The organism is Nesterenkonia sp. E16_10, assembly GCF_017347085.1.
Classification (GTDB): domain Bacteria; phylum Actinomycetota; class Actinomycetes; order Actinomycetales; family Micrococcaceae; genus Nesterenkonia.
Map to the genome: position 1 here is coordinate 48,938 of NZ_JADPSA010000013.1, position 16,120 is coordinate 65,057.

At 68.7% G+C, this 16,120-nt stretch carries 17 protein-coding genes and 1 pseudogene; 8 read left to right on the forward strand and 10 right to left on the reverse strand.

The genetic code is table 11. The features are described from left to right. The 3 genes from I2487_RS04065 to I2487_RS04075 all read right to left on the reverse strand — a co-directional run bounded on the left by I2487_RS04065 (nucleotide 1) and on the right by I2487_RS04075 (nucleotide 2,059). Nucleotides 1–960, reverse strand: coding sequence for an aldo/keto reductase (locus tag I2487_RS04065; RefSeq protein ID WP_207169352.1), 960 nt, complete (start codon nucleotides 958–960; stop codon nucleotides 1–3). A 14-nt stretch (nucleotides 961–974) separates the two neighbouring features. Further along, nucleotides 975–1,172 carry a hypothetical protein gene (locus I2487_RS04070; RefSeq protein WP_207169353.1) on the reverse strand — a complete coding sequence of 66 codons (198 nt, stop codon included), beginning with the start codon at nucleotides 1,170–1,172 and terminating at the stop codon, nucleotides 975–977. Between the two features lie 101 nt (nucleotides 1,173–1,273). After that, nucleotides 1,274–2,059 (reverse strand): sulfite exporter TauE/SafE family protein, encoded by a 786-nt coding sequence (locus tag I2487_RS04075; RefSeq protein WP_207169354.1) that lies wholly within the window; start codon nucleotides 2,057–2,059, stop codon nucleotides 1,274–1,276. Between the two features lie 24 nt (nucleotides 2,060–2,083). Between I2487_RS04075 and I2487_RS04080 the strand changes: the two genes are divergently transcribed. Together I2487_RS04080 and I2487_RS04085 are read left to right on the forward strand one after the other, a co-directional pair. Continuing rightward, nucleotides 2,084–2,821 (forward strand): maleylpyruvate isomerase family mycothiol-dependent enzyme, encoded by a 738-nt coding sequence (locus I2487_RS04080; protein ID WP_207169355.1) that lies wholly within the window; start codon nucleotides 2,084–2,086, stop codon nucleotides 2,819–2,821. 107 nt (nucleotides 2,822–2,928) lie between these two features. Beyond that, nucleotides 2,929–3,582 (forward strand): hypothetical protein, encoded by a 654-nt coding sequence (locus I2487_RS04085; protein ID WP_207169356.1) that lies wholly within the window; start codon nucleotides 2,929–2,931, stop codon nucleotides 3,580–3,582. Nucleotides 3,583–3,589: 7 nt separating this feature from the next. Here I2487_RS04085 and I2487_RS04090 read toward each other — a convergent pair whose 3' ends face one another. Genes I2487_RS04090 through I2487_RS04110 form a run of 5 tightly spaced genes read right to left on the reverse strand, consistent with a single transcriptional unit; the run spans nucleotide 3,590 to nucleotide 8,786 of the window. Then, a complete protein-coding gene (locus I2487_RS04090; protein WP_207169357.1) occupies nucleotides 3,590–5,194 on the reverse strand; it encodes a cryptochrome/photolyase family protein in 1,605 nt (534 codons plus the stop codon). Nucleotides 5,195–5,198: 4 nt separating this feature from the next. Next, entirely contained in the window at nucleotides 5,199–6,455 is a 1,257-nt protein-coding gene (locus I2487_RS04095; protein ID WP_207169358.1) for a flavin monoamine oxidase family protein, read from the reverse strand. After that, nucleotides 6,437–7,096 carry a DUF2238 domain-containing protein gene (locus I2487_RS04100; RefSeq protein WP_207169359.1) on the reverse strand — a complete coding sequence of 220 codons (660 nt, stop codon included), beginning with the start codon at nucleotides 7,094–7,096 and terminating at the stop codon, nucleotides 6,437–6,439. The genes I2487_RS04095 and I2487_RS04100 overlap by 19 nt, the downstream gene beginning before the upstream one ends. Further along, nucleotides 7,093–8,004 carry an endonuclease/exonuclease/phosphatase family protein gene (locus I2487_RS04105; protein WP_255545928.1) on the reverse strand — a complete coding sequence of 304 codons (912 nt, stop codon included), beginning with the start codon at nucleotides 8,002–8,004 and terminating at the stop codon, nucleotides 7,093–7,095. Before I2487_RS04105 ends, I2487_RS04100 begins: the two co-directional genes overlap by 4 nt. Then, nucleotides 8,001–8,786 (reverse strand): glycosyltransferase family A protein, encoded by a 786-nt coding sequence (locus I2487_RS04110; protein ID WP_207169360.1) that lies wholly within the window; start codon nucleotides 8,784–8,786, stop codon nucleotides 8,001–8,003. The genes I2487_RS04105 and I2487_RS04110 overlap by 4 nt, the downstream gene beginning before the upstream one ends. A gap of 173 nt (nucleotides 8,787–8,959) precedes the next feature. Between I2487_RS04110 and I2487_RS04115 the strand changes: the two genes are divergently transcribed. The 5 genes from I2487_RS04115 to I2487_RS04135 all read left to right on the forward strand — a co-directional run bounded on the left by I2487_RS04115 (nucleotide 8,960) and on the right by I2487_RS04135 (nucleotide 13,298). Beyond that, nucleotides 8,960–9,733, forward strand: a complete 774-nt coding sequence (locus I2487_RS04115; RefSeq protein ID WP_207169361.1) for a YqjF family protein — start codon at nucleotides 8,960–8,962, stop codon at nucleotides 9,731–9,733. Nucleotides 9,734–9,782: 49 nt separating this feature from the next. Next, on the forward strand, nucleotides 9,783–10,970 hold the full coding sequence (locus tag I2487_RS04120; RefSeq protein WP_255545936.1) for a glycosyltransferase: 1,188 nt from the start codon (nucleotides 9,783–9,785) through the stop codon (nucleotides 10,968–10,970). 58 nt (nucleotides 10,971–11,028) lie between these two features. Further along, nucleotides 11,029–11,469 carry an alternative ribosome rescue aminoacyl-tRNA hydrolase ArfB gene (arfB, locus tag I2487_RS04125; RefSeq protein ID WP_207169362.1) on the forward strand — a complete coding sequence of 147 codons (441 nt, stop codon included), beginning with the start codon at nucleotides 11,029–11,031 and terminating at the stop codon, nucleotides 11,467–11,469. Nucleotides 11,470–11,554: 85 nt separating this feature from the next. Next, nucleotides 11,555–12,763, forward strand: a complete 1,209-nt coding sequence (locus tag I2487_RS04130) for a N(5)-(carboxyethyl)ornithine synthase (protein ID WP_207169363.1) — start codon at nucleotides 11,555–11,557, stop codon at nucleotides 12,761–12,763. A gap of 31 nt (nucleotides 12,764–12,794) precedes the next feature. Further along, entirely contained in the window at nucleotides 12,795–13,298 is a 504-nt protein-coding gene (locus tag I2487_RS04135; RefSeq protein WP_207169364.1) for an SRPBCC family protein, read from the forward strand. 57 nt (nucleotides 13,299–13,355) lie between these two features. Here the strand turns inward: I2487_RS04135 and I2487_RS04140 are convergent, their stop codons facing one another. Together I2487_RS04140 and I2487_RS04145 are read right to left on the reverse strand one after the other, a co-directional pair. After that, the gene (locus I2487_RS04140; protein ID WP_207169365.1) at nucleotides 13,356–14,171 is read right to left on the reverse strand and encodes a MerR family transcriptional regulator; all 816 of its coding nucleotides are present in this window, start codon (nucleotides 14,169–14,171) and stop codon (nucleotides 13,356–13,358) included. 109 nt (nucleotides 14,172–14,280) lie between these two features. Beyond that, on the reverse strand, nucleotides 14,281–14,823 hold the full coding sequence (locus I2487_RS04145) for an MOSC domain-containing protein (RefSeq protein WP_207169366.1): 543 nt from the start codon (nucleotides 14,821–14,823) through the stop codon (nucleotides 14,281–14,283). Nucleotides 14,824–14,980: 157 nt separating this feature from the next. Here I2487_RS04145 and I2487_RS04150 point away from each other — a divergent pair. Continuing rightward, nucleotides 14,981–15,538 (forward strand): annotated as a pseudogene (locus tag I2487_RS04150) (helix-turn-helix domain-containing protein); the annotation flags it as partial. Nucleotides 15,539–16,120 lie beyond the last annotated feature (582 nt).

A 16,120-nucleotide genomic window follows, 5' to 3' on the forward strand; every position in this document is an offset into this window, starting at 1 on the left:
TCAGTTCTCCATATCGTGTGAAACGGCGGTGAGCGCGTCCGCGTCCTGCGCGGACAGTTCAAGCTGAGCCCCGGCGAGCAGAGCCGGCAGCTGGCCCGGGGTGCGGGCACTTGCGATCGGGGCCAAGACCTGTGGGCGGGTCCGCAGCCAGGCCAGCGCCACGGTGGACATCTCGACCTCGAGTCGCTGGGCGATCTCATCCAGGGTCTCCAGGACACGCACACCGGACTCCGAGAGGTACTTCCCGGCCATTCCGGCTCGGGCCGCCCCGTCGAGATCCTCCCGGCGGCGGTACTTCCCCGCCAGGAAGCCTGAGGCCAGGGCGAAGTACGGCATCACGCCAAGGCCCTCCTGCTGCGCGACGGCGCGCCTGCCGGCCTCGAAGTCACGGCGATGCACGAGGTTATAGTGCGGCTGCAGCGCCACCGGCAGTCTCGCCCCGGTGCGCCGCGCGATCTCGAACCAGGCACGGATCCGCTCGGGCGTGTAGTTCGAGAGCCCCACGGCTCGGATCTTGCCGGCGGCGCGCAGCTCCTCGAAGGCGCCGACGGTCTCCTCCAGCGGCGTCTGCTCATCGTCGAAGTGCGCGTAGTACAGGTCGATGCGGTCGGTCCCGAGACGTCGCAGCGAGGCCTCGGCGGCGGCGGCTACGGTCTTCGGGGCCAGCCCCTTGAACTCCGGGTGCTGGCTGACCTTGGTCGCGAGGACGACGTCGTCCCGGCGGCCGCGGGACGCGAGCCATTCACCGAGGATCGTCTCAGATTCGCCGCCGTGATTGCCCTCCACCCAGGCGGAGTAGCTGTCCGCGGTGTCGAGGAAGTTGCCGCCGCCTGCGAGGTAGCCGTCGAGCACCGCGAACGAGGTCTCCCGATCGCTGGTCCAGCCGAAGGTGTTGGTGCCCAGGCACAGGCCCGAGACGGCGAGCTCGGAGTCGCCCAGGGTGTTCCGGGGCCCGATCATCGGGGGGACGGCGATCAGAATCCCCTCCCCAGCGGGCAGCCGAGGTCGTTCACGGGGTTCTGCTGCTTGCGCGTCCTGTCGTACTCGGTGGGCCGACGCCGCATGCGCGGTCTCGGTCGGGTGCGGAACCGACGCGGAGACGCCGAGGCGGGCAGCGCGGAGACGACGGTGACGCCCGCAGCCGCGGCACCGGTGGCGACGGCGGTGATCATAGTGCGACGGGAAAGATGCATTCTCGCAACCTACCGGGAGCCCAGATCGTCGACAAACGCAACCTTCCAGGGCCTGTTCAGCCCGACAGACTCACCCCAGGTCAGAGCAGCAGGTTCACGGCTCCGAGGGCGGTGAGCCCCAGAACCAGACGCTCGAACACGGTCTGCGAGATCCGTCCCGCGATCCAACGGCCGAGGAACGCCGCGACCACGACCAGGGGCACCAGCACCAGGACCACGCCGAGGATCTCGGTGTTCAGCAGCCCGAGCCCGATCTGGAACGGGACCTTCACCAGGTTCACCGCGAAGAAGAAGAAGGCGGCGGTGCCCAGGAAGGTCTTGACGTCCAGCCGCTTCGCCAGAAGATACATGCTCATCACCGGTCCCCCGGCGTTGGCCACCATGGTGGTGAATCCGCCCAGCCACCCGTAGCCGAAGCCCGCCGCGCGGGACCCGGCGCTGTGGCTCCTCACCTGTTCCCGCTGCCCCTGCCGCCCCAGGCGCCCGCCCTGCCTCCGCTGGTCCCGGCGCCGTCGGAGCAACGTGAAGACCAGCAGTCCCAGCAGGATCGCGCCGATCACGCGACGCACCGCGGCGTCGGAGGCGAGGCCGAGGAACACCGTGCCCACGGCCACGCCGAGCAGCACCGGCCAGATGAGCCTGCGCAGGAGCACCCAGTCCACGGTCCTGCGGTACATCGAGATCGCGAAGAGGTCTCCGACGATCAGCAGCACCAGCAGCGCCGCGGTGGACTCGCGCGCCGGCAGGGCCATGGCGAACAGGACGACGGCGAGCGTGCCACCGCCGGGCAGCGCCGTCTTGGACAGGCCCACCACCAGCGCACCAGCCCCGAGCAGCACCCAGCTCAGCGCGTCCAATTCGACCATCGGGCCAGCCTATAGACTCCCGGCATGGTCGACGACGAGCCCACCGCCTCACGGGAGATGCCATTGACGCAGCTTGCCGAGCTGCAGCGCGCCTTCGAGTCTGCGCTGGCGGAGGCTGACCCGGAGGCGCCGGTGCCCGGCTGCGGCGGATGGTCCGTCCGGGAGCTCGCGGAGCACCTGGGGTCGGTGCACGTCTGGGCTGCTGGCAAGGTGCTCGGTGAACGTCTGGAACGTCCTGGTTCTGCGGCTGAGCGCGGCGGTGCTCCGGAAGCCCGCTCGCTGGCCATCCGCTACCGGGCAGACGCTGAGCTGCTGCGCACGACGCTGTCCTCGGTGCCCACCGATCAGCCATGTCAGACGTTCACAGGCGTGGGTCCGGCGTCGTTCTGGCAGCGACGACAGACTCACGAGACCCTGATCCACCTCTGGGACCTGTCTCAGGCGCTGGGATCTGCGATGCCCGATGTCCAGCCCGCAGTCTGGGCGGACTGTGTGGCGGAGGTGGTGGAGGTGCTGCATCCCCGGCAGCTCCGGCTGGGCCGCGCCAAGGATCCCCAGGAATGTCTGCTTCTGGTCTCGGAGAGGTCCGACCGGCAGTGGCAGGTCCCCGCCGAGTCTCTCGCTGACCCGGCGGCAGTGATCAGGGCCTCCGACCTCGAGCTCGCCCTGCTGCTCTGGGGTCGTCTGGACGAAGCCGGGCTGGCCGTCAGCGGTGATGCGCGGGCAGCCGCAGCCGTCCTCGCCGGCCCGCTGACGCCGTAGAGGCGAGGCTCGAGGACCAAGACTTCGACGACTGATGACCAATGACGTCATGACCAACGACCTCATGACCAATGACCGAGAACCGATGAAAGTGAAGCGTGAAGCCCATGGCCGCACCCTCGGTGAGTGACAGCGCGATCACCGCCAGCCTGCTCTTCGCGATCGGGCTCGGGCGGACCCCCACGCCCGAGTCCCGCGCGCTTGCTGAAGAACTCCGCGACACCGTCACCCAGATGCTTCAGGACCAGGGCGCATCCGGGAGCATCTCCCAGGCCCTCGACGCCGTGCGTGCTGGTCGCGATGCGGTGACCAGCGACCCCTCGCTGAGCCTCTCCGCGGCGAGGTACCAGACGCTGCGCAGCGAGTTCCTCGCCGCACAGCCTGCTGCGCCTGGCCGGGGCCGAAACGTCTGGCCCGTAGGTGCCAGCACGATCCTCAAACGCGCCTCCGGCTCCTGGAGCGCGGCCCTGCAGAACGTGGGTCTGTCCGCCTCGAGCCGTGCCAGGCCCTCCGGCTTCGGGAGCGCACGGTTCACCGAGGAGCAGTTTCGGGCGGCGCTGCGCGACTTCACCGCCAACGGCGGGCAGGCCGGTTTCACCACCAGCTACCAGAGCTACGTGGACTGGCGGAAGCTCCAGCAGCAGCAAGGACGCAGCGATCTGCCCTCGGGCCCGAGCATCCGCAACACCTATGGCAGCTGGAGCGTCGCCCTGGAGCGGGATGGCGTGCAACCCGGCGGGGCCGAAGCACCGGAGAGCTGACCCGGAGTCATCTCGCAGTCACCAGCAGCCGGCTCTCCGGCCCCGGCTCCAGCAGTCGCTGCGCCCGATCGTGATGGGCCTGCCGCTTCTCCTGGTCCATCTTCTCCAGCAGCGAGACCACCATCTTCGCGCGCGGGTTGGCCTCGAAGACCTCGCGATGATCCCGGATGAAGGTCCAGTAGAGCCCGTCCCACGCATCGGCCCAGTCGCCCGGCGGGAGATCGGACATCTTGCGCAGGTAGTTGCTGCCCGAGACGTAGGGCTTGGTGGTGATCGCCTCCCCGGCTGCGAACTGGCTCATCGCGTAGACGTTGGGGACCATCACCCAGTCGTAGGCGTCGATGAAGAGCTCCATGAACCACTCGTAGACCGCGTCGGGGTGGATCCGCAGCAGCGACATCGCGTTGCCCAGCACCATCAGGCGTTCAATGTGATGGGCATACCCGGTGGCCAGCACGCGGGAGATCACCAGGTCCACCGGGGCCAGGCCGGTGGACGCGTCCCACCAGCCCTCCCCCAGCGTGTTGCGGTGCTCGAGCCGATTGGCGCTGCGCAGCTGCCGGCCCCGGGTGCGGTAGGTCGCGCGCATGTACTCTCGCCAGCCGATGACCTGTCGGATGAATCCCTCCACCGAGGCCAGCGGCGTGGACTCCTCGGCAGCCTCCAGCACCGCATCCACCACCTCACGGGGATCCAGCAATCCGATGTTCAGCGCCGGAGTCAGCAGCCCGTGGGCGATGAACGGGTGCTCGGCGGAGATCGCATCCTCGTAGGGGCCGAAGTCGTTCAGCCGCTGACTCACGAACTCGCGCAGATGTTCCCGGGCCTCCTGCGCGCTGGTGGGCCAGGCGAACAGTCCCGGATCTCCCGGGGCGTCCGGAAACTCCTCGCGCACCCAGGCGATGGCGCGCTCGACGTCGCCTCCGTCCTCCTCGACCGGGCTGTCCTGGGGTGCACCGTCCTCACCGGTGACCGCGTCCAGATCGAACATCGACTCACGCTGCAGGATCGGGTGCTGCGCGAAGCGCTCCACGCGGGGTGGGGTGTAGCCGCGCGGGAGCTTCTTGCGGTTCTCCGCGTCGAAGGACCACTTCCCGCCCACCGGTTCTCCCTCGGCGTCGAGCAGCAGCTTGAACCGGCGGCGCTGCCAGACGTAGAAGTCATGCATCCGGGCCGGGTGTGCGGCGAACCAGTCATCGACCTGCGCGCGACTGGTCAGGAAGTTCGGGGTCTCCAGCACGTCCTGGCTGCGCAGCCAGCAGCCGCCCTCCTCCAGGGCGGCGCGCAGATCCTGCTCCAGCCAGTCGTCGACCACGTCATAGACGCTCACCTGTTCCGGGGCCAGCTCCTGGATCAGTTCCACCAGCTGCGCGTGGGAGCTGCGCTCGGCATGGCTGCGCAGCACCTTCACCTGGTGACCACGGGCGCGCAGACGCCGCGCGAACCGGTCCATCGAGGCGCGGTGCAGCACCAGCTTCTGCGCGTGGAAACAGTACTGCCGGAACATCAGGTCATGTTCTATCAGCACGAACACCGTGTCAGGGTCGGCCTCGAGGTGTTCCTCGAAGAGCTGATGCGGCAGCACCAGTCGCAGGGCCGGGGAGCTCGTCATGGGCTCAGCCGGCGAGCAGGCGGGTCACCGACTGCCCGGCCTGGTCCCCGGAGGTCAGCGCGCCCTGGATCGAGCCGTGGTCACGGTGGTCCCCGGCGATGAGCACCCGCTCGCCCACGCGCTGCGGGCTGGCCTCGTGAAGCGGCGGGTGTTGCACCGGGAGCGTGTGCTCCACGATGTGATGGGTCAGCAGCTCCCAGTCTGCGGTGGAGCTCTGATAGAGCCGTTCCAGTTCCCGGCGCACGGCGGCCTCCTCGGCGAGCCCGTCGGGCCGGTCGAGCAGGGTCGTGGCCTGGATCAGGTGCTGACCCTCCGGCGCGTAGGAGGGGGCGGCCTGGGAGATCACCGCGGTGTTCCAGATCGGACCGGCGGGGCCTCCGCCGCGCCGGGTGGCGTCGAGCATCAGGAACGGTCCGGCCTGGGGAAGCTCCGGGGCGCGGAACCACCAGGTGGTCAGGCCGTGGGTGGGCAGGGCCGGCTGATCGGTGAGCTCGGGAAGGTCCTGGGGGCCCACGGCCAGGACGGCGGCGCGTGCTCGCAGCGTCCCGGTATCGGTGCTGACCTGGACGCCGTCGGCGGTGTGCCGCAGGTCCCGGGCCGGCATGTTCAGCTGCACCGGCTCCAGCAGCCAGCTGGCCAGCTGTTCCGGAAGCGCCTGCATGCCCTCGCGCGGCAGGCCGGGGGCGCCGAGGGCGAACCAGCGGACCAGCAGCCGGACGTAGTTCGCCGAGCTCTGCCCGGTGCTGTCGGCCAGGACCCCGGCCAGAAACGTGTCGAGCACGTCCCGGCGCAGCCGTCCGGTGAGCCCGGCGGCCTCAAAGGACTCGTGCAGCGTCGCGTCCTGCGCCGGACGCGGACCGGTGGCAGGCTGTCGCAGGGTCGGGGCGAGCCAGCGGGCGAAGGCGAGCAGATCCGAGACCGGGGTGTGGCTGCTGCCCAGGGTGGCCAGGGCGTGCTGCGGGTGCCGCAGCGGATGCGCCAGCGTGGTGGTCTTCGTGGCGGTCCGGATCACCGCCCCCACACCGAACTGCTGCAGGCCGAGCGCGTCGACGTCGATCCAGTCCCGCACCGCCGGATAGGCCGGGTTCAGCACCTGGAATCCTCGGTCGCAGCGGAAGCCGTCGATCAGGTCGGTGCGCACCCGTCCGCCCACGGCGTCTGAGGCTTCGAGCACGGTCACTCGGTGTCCGTTGCGCTGCAGCCGCCGGGCGCACTGCAGTCCGGCGAGTCCTGCGCCGATGACTATGACGTCGGTGTCCATGAGTCTCCATCCTGTGGCCTGGAGGTCAGTCTAGGCGGAGCGTCTGACACGGACCGGCCGCGGCGGGCAGCCCGATCGGAGCGCAGGTGCAGCACCACGACGACGCCGACCGCCACCGATCCGATCCCACCGGCGGCCATATCCCCGATGGTGTCGGTGTAGGTCACGGAGATGTCCGGGGTGATGAAGATGAAGCCGAGCCACTCCACCATCTCCCACACCGCACTCAGCGCCAGGCCGAGCGTGGCGGTGAGCAGGACACCGACCGTGGCGGCGAGCGGGCTGGCCCGCGGGTCCGCCACCACCTGAGAGCGCAGCAACACGACGTAGAGCCCGGCGGCCAGCACCGCGGTGCAGAAGAAGTGCACCAGCAGGTCCCAGTTCGGGATGCGCGTGTAGAGGTCGAAGACGTTGCTCCAGGCCGCGATCAGAAGGATCACCGAGACGGCGAGGTCTGCCGCCGCCGGGAAGCCCAGGAAGCGTGGCGCGAAGAGTCCCGGCAGAGCGAAGGCGAGGATCCCGGCGTCGGTCGGCTCGAAGAACACCGCGGCCAGCACCACGCCCAGGACGCCGAGGCCGCGCAGAATATCGGCGGCGTACTCGGCGGGGCTCCGCGGAGCACGCAGGAAGTTCTCGATCATCCGGCGTCGCCCTCCTGCGGAAGGTGCAGCACGGCGTGGACCGGCAGGTGATCCGAGGGCCATCCGCCGTGGTGCCGCGCGGGGTTGATCGCCGCGCGGGCCACGTCCACCTCGGGTGAGGCCATGATCCAGTCGATCCGGGGCCGGCCCACGCGCGGGGTCCGGTAGTCGGCGAAGGTCCCCCATTCCTGGCTGTCCCTCTGCGCGGCGGCCGCCCAGGTGTCGGCGAGGCCACCGTCCTGCAGCAGCCTCTTCACCGGCGCGCTGCCCGGGCGAGCGTTGAGATCGGCCAGGAACACCGCCGGCAGCGGGCTGTCGGTCACCAGGTCCCGGATGCTCTGGGCGGCACGCAGACGGGAGCGGTGCGAGAGGTGGTCCAGGTGGGTGTTCAGGGCGCGGAAGGTCCTGGAGGTCATCCGGTCGTGGAAGGTCGCTGCGACCAGGCTTCGCGGGATGAGGTTGCCCCAGGAGCGGGAGCCGGGGTGGTGTGGGGTGTCCGAGAGTGCGCGCTGTTCCCAGTCGATGAGCTCGAGGCGGTCTGCGTCGTAGTAGATCGGCGAGGCCTCACCCGTGGCGCGCCGACCTCGTCCGTGCCCGACATGCGCATAGGCGCCGCCCAGTGCCTCGGCGACGAATCTGGCCTGATCCGGCAGGGCTTCCTGGACGCCGAGCAACGTCGGGCGTTCGGCCTGCAGCAGGCTGCGCAGCCCGGGGGCGCGACGCTGCCAGCGGTCGGCCCGGCGCGGAGTCAGCGCGAAGGTCCGACGCCGGATGTTCCAGCTCATCACGTGGAGCCCGGGGGCCGGGACGGGGCCGATCAGCGCGGCACCCGCAGCGGCGGAGCGTTCGCCGGTGGAGGACTCGGGCCCCACGGAGCGGGTCTCCGCGGGCCGGTCTGGGGTCATCATGGGCGCTCACCTCCCGGTGCTGTGAACTGACCGCGGCGGCGCAGCGAGGCTCGACGCCACCGGAAGGGTGGGAACTCCTGGGGCCAGTGCACCGTCACGGACCGGAATCCGCGCTTGATCCGGCGTCGAAAGGCTCTGGCGTCCTTGAACGGGCGCATCGAGATGCCCATCGGTTCGCCGCCCATCTGACCGAGCCGGTGACGCTCCCCGAGGTGGAAGGACAGGTCCAGATCGTCGTGGATCTCGGGGTCGTCGCGGTGCACCTGGAGGCGCACCTGTTCCCAGGCTTCGCGGCGCATGGCCAGGTTGGACCCGAAGAGCGGGCGGTGCCCCAGCGCAGGGATGGAGAAGTTCATATAGGCGAAGAGGTAGGCGCGCACCAGGGGACGTCGCAGCGGCACCGGTCCGTCGATGAACACGGCCGGTCCGGTCAGCGCCGCAACATCGGGATGCTCCTCGAAGGCGGTGATCACGTCCTGGATCCATCGAGGTCCTGGAACGCAGTCCGCGTCCAGCCGCAGGATCAGGTCCCCGGTGGCGGCGTCGTAGCCGGTGGCGCTCGCCGCAGGGATGCCGGGCTGCAGGCAGCTCACCACGATGGCGCCGGCGGCTCTCCCGGCAGCGGCAGAGTCATCGGCGGAGGCGTTGTCGACCACGATGATCTCCTCGGCGGTCCGGGTCTGCGCCGCCAGTGCCGCGAGGCAGACGGTGAGCTCCGCGCTGTCGTCCTTGACCGGGATGACCACCGAGACGGTCACCGGCCCGTCATGTTCTGCAGCCATCGCCACCTGTCTCATGAAGTCGGTCCATTGCACGCTTGCGCTGATGACCAAATCTACGCCGTCAGAGTTCAGGGTGCGCGACGCCGGGGGCGATCTGCGCTGGATAGGATGCTCTTGAACCGCCGCTGCTCCCCGGAGCATCGACCTCCCTGCGCTGATGACGAGGTTCCCTGATGGCTTTCAACGCACTCTCCCCCGAGGCCCCGCCGTTGGGCGGCGCCGCCATCCTGCGGCAGCGCTGGAGTGAGGTGTCCTTCGTGCACTGGCGGGTCGACCCCGGCGTCGTCGAGCCCTATATGCCCCCGGGCTGTTCCCCGGACGTGTTGGATGGCAGCTCCTGGGTGGGGCTGATCGGTTTCCAGATGTCCAAGAGCTCCTTCCTGGGCGGGCCCGCCATTCCCTGGCTCGGGGACTTTCCGGAGGTCAACGTCCGGCTCTACTCCATCGACGAGCATGGTCGCCGCGGCGTGGTCTTCCGCAGCCTGGAGGCCTCCCATCTGATCCCGGTGCTGGTCGCGCGGGCCGCGTTCGGGCTGCGGTATCAGTGGGCGTCGATGAAGATTCGACAGCACGAGGGCGAGGTGGAGTACAGCACTCGCCGGCACGGCCAGCGCGCGGCCGCCTCCACCCTGCGTGTGCGCCCAGGGCACCGGTCCGGAGCCGACCCGGACCTGGCGCAGGACCCGGTGGCCAGCTTCCTGACCTCCCGCTGGGGCTTCCACGAACGGCACCTGGGGCGCACCCTCTACTGCCGCAACAGCCACGAACCCTGGCCGCTGCAGCCCGCCGAGCTGACCCACCTCGAGGACGGGCTGCTGGCCGCCGCGGGTTTCGACGGCCTCAGCGAGCGCGCTCCGGATTCGGTGCTCTACGCCCCCGAGGTCACCACGGTCTTCGCCGCCCCGCAGCGGGCACCCCGGCCGGCCCCGCCCGAGCGGCGGAGCTGAACCGTGAGCCCGGTGTGGATGAGGATGCCGATGAAAGCAGGTGAGTGAGATGCGGATGCTGCTCGCGACGGCCGGATCACGGGGCGACGTGGAACCGTTCGCCGCCCTGGCCAGGCGCGCGATGCGTGCCGGGCATCAGGTGCGCCTGGTGGTTCCCGACCGTTCGGGGGCGGATCTCTCCGGGCTGGACGTGGTCAGCATGGGCGTGGACTACACCGCGCTGATCGAGCAGCAGGGGGTCTCGGTCACCGCCGCGATCCGCTCCTACCGCTCCACGGTGCAGCCGCTGATGCGGGCGGTGATCCTCGAATCCGCGCGGGCGGCATGGGACTTCGAGCCCGAGGTGCTGGTGGCTCATCCGAAGATCCTCTCCGCCGGGCTGGTGGCCGACGCCCTCGGGATTCCTCACGCGCTGGTCGAGATCGTGCCGTCGATGACCCCGACGACCGCGTTTCCCGCCGCCGGCACCAGCAGCCGGGACCTGGGTCGGTTCAATCGGCACACCTACCGCGCCGCCAGCGCCGGTCGCGCGATGTTCCGTCGCGATCTGCGCGATGTCTCCCAGCTTCTCGGGCGCACTCCAGGTCCGGCGGCTCCGCCCGCGGCCACGCTGCTGCCGATCAGCGCGGCGCTCCTGGAGCGACCCAGCGACTGGCCCGAGACCGTGCATCTCACCGGCTCCTGGACCCTGGACCGGACAGATGCGCTTGCTGCCGAGACGGCCGACTTCATCGCCGGCGGCGATTTCGTCTATGCCGGTTTCGGATCGATGTCCTCCGGGGACCCCGCGGCGCGGGCCCGGGAAGTCCTCGGCGGGATTCGCGAGGCCGGTCTCCGCGCGCTGCTGGTGACCGGGCTCGGTGGGCTCGCGGTGCCGACTGCGCTGCGCGGAGCCGACGTCCACGTGACCAGCTCCGTGGCTCACGACCCGGTGTTCGCGGCGGCCACGGCAGCGGTGCACCACGGCGGAATCGGCACCGTCCACGCGGCGACGGCGGCCGGGACGGTGTCGGTGCTGGCTCCCTTCATCGCCGATCAGCCGTTCTGGGGTGCCCGGCTGCGTGAGAAGGGCCTTGCTCCGGAACCGATCCCGCAGCGACGGCTGACCGCGGAACGGCTGAGTGCCGCGCTCTCCGGGGTCGAGCGCTTCCGCCCGGCGGTCCGCGCGGCCGCCCAGAGGATGGCGGAGGAAGACGGGACCGGCAGCGCGCTGCGGGTGCTCGAAGGGCTGCGCTGAGCGGAGCAGGGCCGGGCGGCGCACATGCCGCGCCGCCGCGTGCGGCAGACTGGAAGGCGTGGAAAACCTGCGCGTACCCCCGGGACCCGGGGCACCCCATGGCCTGATCATCCCGGCCGGTGAGCTGCAGGAGCAGTTCTCGCATGCCTCGGGGCCCGGCGGCCAGGGCGTCAACACCACCGACTCCCGGGTCCAGCTCAGCCTGGACCTGGGGACGACGACGGCGCTCACCGAGGTCCAGCGCCGGCTGGCGCTGGAGCGGCTCGGCACCCGGGTGTCCGGCACGGTGCTCACGATCAGCGCGGCCGAGCACCGCTCGCAGCGCAGGAATCGTACCGCGGCCCGTGAGCGGCTCTGCGAGCTGCTGCGCGAGGCCATCGCTCCCCCGGTCATCCGGCGTCCCACGCGGCGGACCCGGGGTTCGCATCGACGGCGGCTCGCGGGCAAGCGGGAACGCTCGGAGATCAAGGCGAATCGGCGGCGACCTGGTCGCGACTGAGGTCAGCAACTCGTGATCGGCCGTGGAGGATCGGCGTACAGTCGGGACAGGAGCCGCCCCTGGCTCCCTCACGACGGGATTATCGATGTCCAGCACCACTTCCGCTTCCGCCGCCTCTGCCGAGACTCCGGAGACCCCATCTTCGAGCAACGGCCTGCTGACTCTCGGGGTGCTTGCGAACTCTTCGATGGAGAACGAGCGCCGCTTGCCGATCCACCCGCATCACCTGGACCAGATCGACCCCGACCTGCGCGCCCGGATGGTGGTCGAGCGCGGCTACGGCTCGGACTTCCAACTGGCACCGGACTACGTCGAATCCCGCGTGGGCCGGGTCGCTGAACGCGCCGAGGTCATGGAATCCGCCGACGTGCTGCTCCTGCCCAAGCCGCAGGCGGCGGATGTGACGGCGCTTCCTGCGGGCGGCATCCTCTGGGGCTGGCCGCACTGCGTCCAGGACGCCGGGCTGACGCAGACCGCGATCGAGAATCGGCTGACGCTGATCGCCTTCGAGGCGATGAACCACTGGACCCCACGGGGTGACTTCAACCTGCATGTGTTCCACAAGAACAACGAGCTGGCCGGCTACTGCTCCGTGCTGCACGCGCTGAGCCTGATCGGCTCGACCGGGGACTACGGGCCCCGGCGCAGCGCGGTGGTGATCGGCTTCGGCGCCACCGCTCGAGGGGCGGTGACCGCGCTCAAGGCACAGGGGATCCATGACATCCAGGTCCTGACCCAGCGCGGCGCGACGGCGGTCGGCTCCCCGATCCATACCGCTCACATCACCCAGCTCAAGACCGAATCCGGCGCCTCACCCGAGAGCGAGGTCCTCACCTCGGCCGGGGACGTCCCGCTGCCGGAGTTCCTCGCATCCCACAACATCGTCGTGAACTGCACGCTCCAAGACGTCACCTCGCCGCTGACCTACCTGCGGACCAAGGATCTGGAGCGCTTCTCCGGGGGCAGCCTGATCATCGACGTCTCCTGCGATCCGGGGATGGGCTTCGAATGGGCGCAGACCACCACGTTCGACGACCCGATGTTCACCGTGGGCGAGGGAATCAACTACTACGCCGTGGACCACAGCCCGTCATACCTCTGGAACTCCGCGACCTGGGAGGTCAGCGCCGCGCTCCTGCCGTTCCTGCGCACCGTGATGGAGGGCCCCGCCACCTGGGCGAAGAGTCCGATCATCTCCCGCGCCATCGAGATCAGCCAGGGCGAGATCCAGAACCCGAACATCCTGAGCTTCCAGCACCGGGAGCCGGCATACCCGCACCCCCGGACCGCGTAGGGCCGGACCGTCTGGAGAAGGTGACCCACCGATGAGCACAGCACCAGCAGCCACCGGGACGCTCGGCGTCGGACCTCACGGAAGGGAGCTGAGGCTGCTGCGCCGTTTCGCGACTCCGCTGGAGACCGTCTGGGCGGCGATGACGGACCCCGCCCAGCTGGTGAAGTGGATCGGGCGCTGGGAGGGAGACCCCGCCAGTGGGAAGGTCACCTTCTTGATGACTGCGGAGGGCCGGGACGCTCCGCCGGAGGACTGCGAGATCCTTCAGTGCAGCCCGCCCCACCGCCTCACGGTGCAGACCAGCGTCGGCCCGGCGCTCTGGCACCTGCGCTGCGAACTGGGTCACGAGGCCGGCACCACTACCCTGCTCTTCGCCCAGCGGGTCGACGACGACCCGCTGGGCAGCATCGGGCCCGGCTGGGAGTACTATCTTGATCGGCTCAGCGCCGTGCTCGCGGGAGAGGATCCGGCGCACGTGGACTGGGACGACTACTATCCCGCGCTGTCGGAGCACTACGAGCAGCTGGGTGACTGAGCCGCGGTCGGCAGGGGCGCCGTCGCGCCATCCGCGGCACATCTGTGGGTGCGTCGCTCAGCTCCTCTCGGACTGCCGGACCGGCTGCTGCAGCTCGACGACGAACTCATCCGTCCGACCGGATTCGTCCGCTCGGAGATAGAGCTCCCGGCAGGGACCGGTCGGCTCGTAGCCGCGGGCAATGATCTCCTCGTGGAGCGCCTGCCAGCTGGCACGAATACCGTGGATCTCACCGAGATGCACGGTGGCGAAGGCCTGTCCCGCGGCGGGAAGGCTCACCAGTTCGATGCCTTCCCGCGGATCTCCGCCGTAGACGTAGCCGATGGTGGCCTCGATCCGGTCCTGCTCGGCGGCGTAGACCGCGATCGGGGTTTCCAGGGCGCCGCTGACTCCCCCGATGATCTCTGCGACGGCGTCAAAGCTGGGCCCGACGAGGCCGGCGAGTTCTGGCTGCTCCTCCACGCTCACTTTGATCGCAGCGAGCCGGACTGCCGGCAGGGGTTTCTGGACGATCTCGACCGTGGACACGGTGTTCTTCCCTTCGATGAGCTGGAGCCTCCGCTCGACGTCGGCGAGCCGGGCGGCTGCGATCCGTCGTTCCTCCTCCACCTCGGCGCGACGTCGCCGCAGCATGTCCTTCAGCTGCTGCGCGTCGATGCCGTCGTCCAGCAGCGAGGAGGTCTCCTCAATGCTGAAACCCAGCTGCCGCAGGGCCACGATCCGATGCAGGCGTTCGAGCTGCTCTGGATCATAGGACCTGTAGCCGTTGAAGGGGTCGGTGTGTGCTGGCACCAGAAGACCGGTCCGGTCCCAGTGCCGCAGCATGCGGTGGGTCACCTGGCCGATCTGCGCGAAGCCTCCAATGGATAGCACGTCTCCACCTCACGGTCTGACACTGTGTCAGGGTCAAGACTGCCACGGAGTTCCAGTGAGTCTTCGCAGGGATCGGTGGGCGAACTGGGACTGACCACAGTGTCGTGGATCAAACACGTTCAAGGGCGCGATGAGGTTCAGCCGGAAACTCCACGCGGATTCCATCACCGACGCTCACCTCGCCGCCTGCGCATACGATGCCCATGACTCCTGCTTTTCGGACGACGTTTCCTTCACTGTCCCGGGGCAACACCGCTTTCAAGAGTCCCGACTGGAAGCGATCAATTTGAAAGCAAGGGGTACGTAGACCGGTCACCTGTACGACAGCAGTTTCTCCAATGTGCAGAACGGTCCCTTCAGGGAGGCTCAACAAATCGACCCCTCGGGTGGTGATGTTTTCTCCGAGATCACCAGGTCGGACCGAAAAGCCCTCCGCACCGAGCTCATCGAACAGTTCGGCGTGGATTAGATGGACCTGGCGCAGGTTGGGCTGTGTCGGATCTGCCTGAACTCTCGAGAGATGTTGCACGGTCTCACCAGCATGCGCGTCACCTTGCACCCCCAGTCCTTCGACAAGAACACAAGACCGAAGTGGTTTCTTACTGAAGCTATGCTCCGCACTCTGACTGACTGAAACTACATGGTTACCCATTCTTTCCTTCCACATGCCAGAAATATCAGTTCCCACTCGGAGCTGTCCAAGCCCACTTCCAACAGCTGAGGTGCACTTGGCTAGAACGACTGGTCGAGACATTCGCACTCTACCGGCGTGGCTCAGGGGCGTGGCAGGATCGCCGGACGGGCGGCTTGAATACCCCAAGGTCCACGTCGACGAAGACGTCTTGTACGTAGAGGACGGCAACATCATCACCAGTGCTGGGACAGCCGCAAGCATCAATGCTTGTCTCTATCTGATCCGTGAAGAGTTCGGAGCAAAAGCAGCCACCGCGATTGCTCGAACCATGGTCGTGTCGACACACCGCGATGGTGGCCAGGCGCAATACATAGACCGGCCGGTAGCAATACGAACCGGCGACCCGATGGAAGAACTCCTCGTCTGGCTCACCGAGAACCTCGATCAGCAGTTCTCCGTCACAGAACTCGCCCAGCGCATGCACCTGTCCGACCGCACATTTGCGCGCCGCTTTCGCGCCGCGACTGGGACGACGCCAACGTCCTGGATCAATTCGCAACGGATCCTCCGAGCGCAGACCCTGTTGGAAGACAGCCAGCTGAGCATCGATGAGATTGCTCGTGAGACCGGCTTCGGACACGCCGTCCTGCTTCGACACCACTTTCACCGGACCCTCGGCACCAGTCCCGCCTCCTACCGACAGGCTTTTCGCGGTCGAGTACTCAGCCCATAGGCGCATCTCGTGCCGGTCAGGCTGCGGTCAGAGTCTCGATCGCATCCCAGAGTTCGGCTTCACGGCCAGCGTCATAGGACTCTTCCGGGGAACGGGCGACCATGGCTCTGTCGATATAAGGACCGCTCCGCGCCGTCGATCTTGCCAGGACGACATTCGCGAGATCCCGACCGGCAGTCCTTGAAGGTGTGGCCAGCCGCGTGCGGCTCATGAACGGCATGACATGGACCATCATGAAGCGCGAGACGGGATCTGCGCTCCGGGCCGAAGCCGTACTTGGGACGAGTCCGGGATTGAAGGCGACGACGTCTCCAGAATCAACGTCTGCCCCCACCCGACCGGAGGCACGATGGACCCCTCCTCTGCACCACGACTTGCCGGAAACTGGAACTAGCCGTTCAGCGCGGCCGCCGCCTGCACACCGAGCTCGGTGAAACCCAACCGTTGAGCGAGTCGGCGTGATGCCTCATCCTCCCCGCAGCGGGACTTCACGCCGGGTTCAGCGCCGCCCACCGGTGTTCTGTCTTTTCGATGCCGCTCTCATCCCACTTCGGTACGCTCACTCCCCCGCGCATCGAGGAG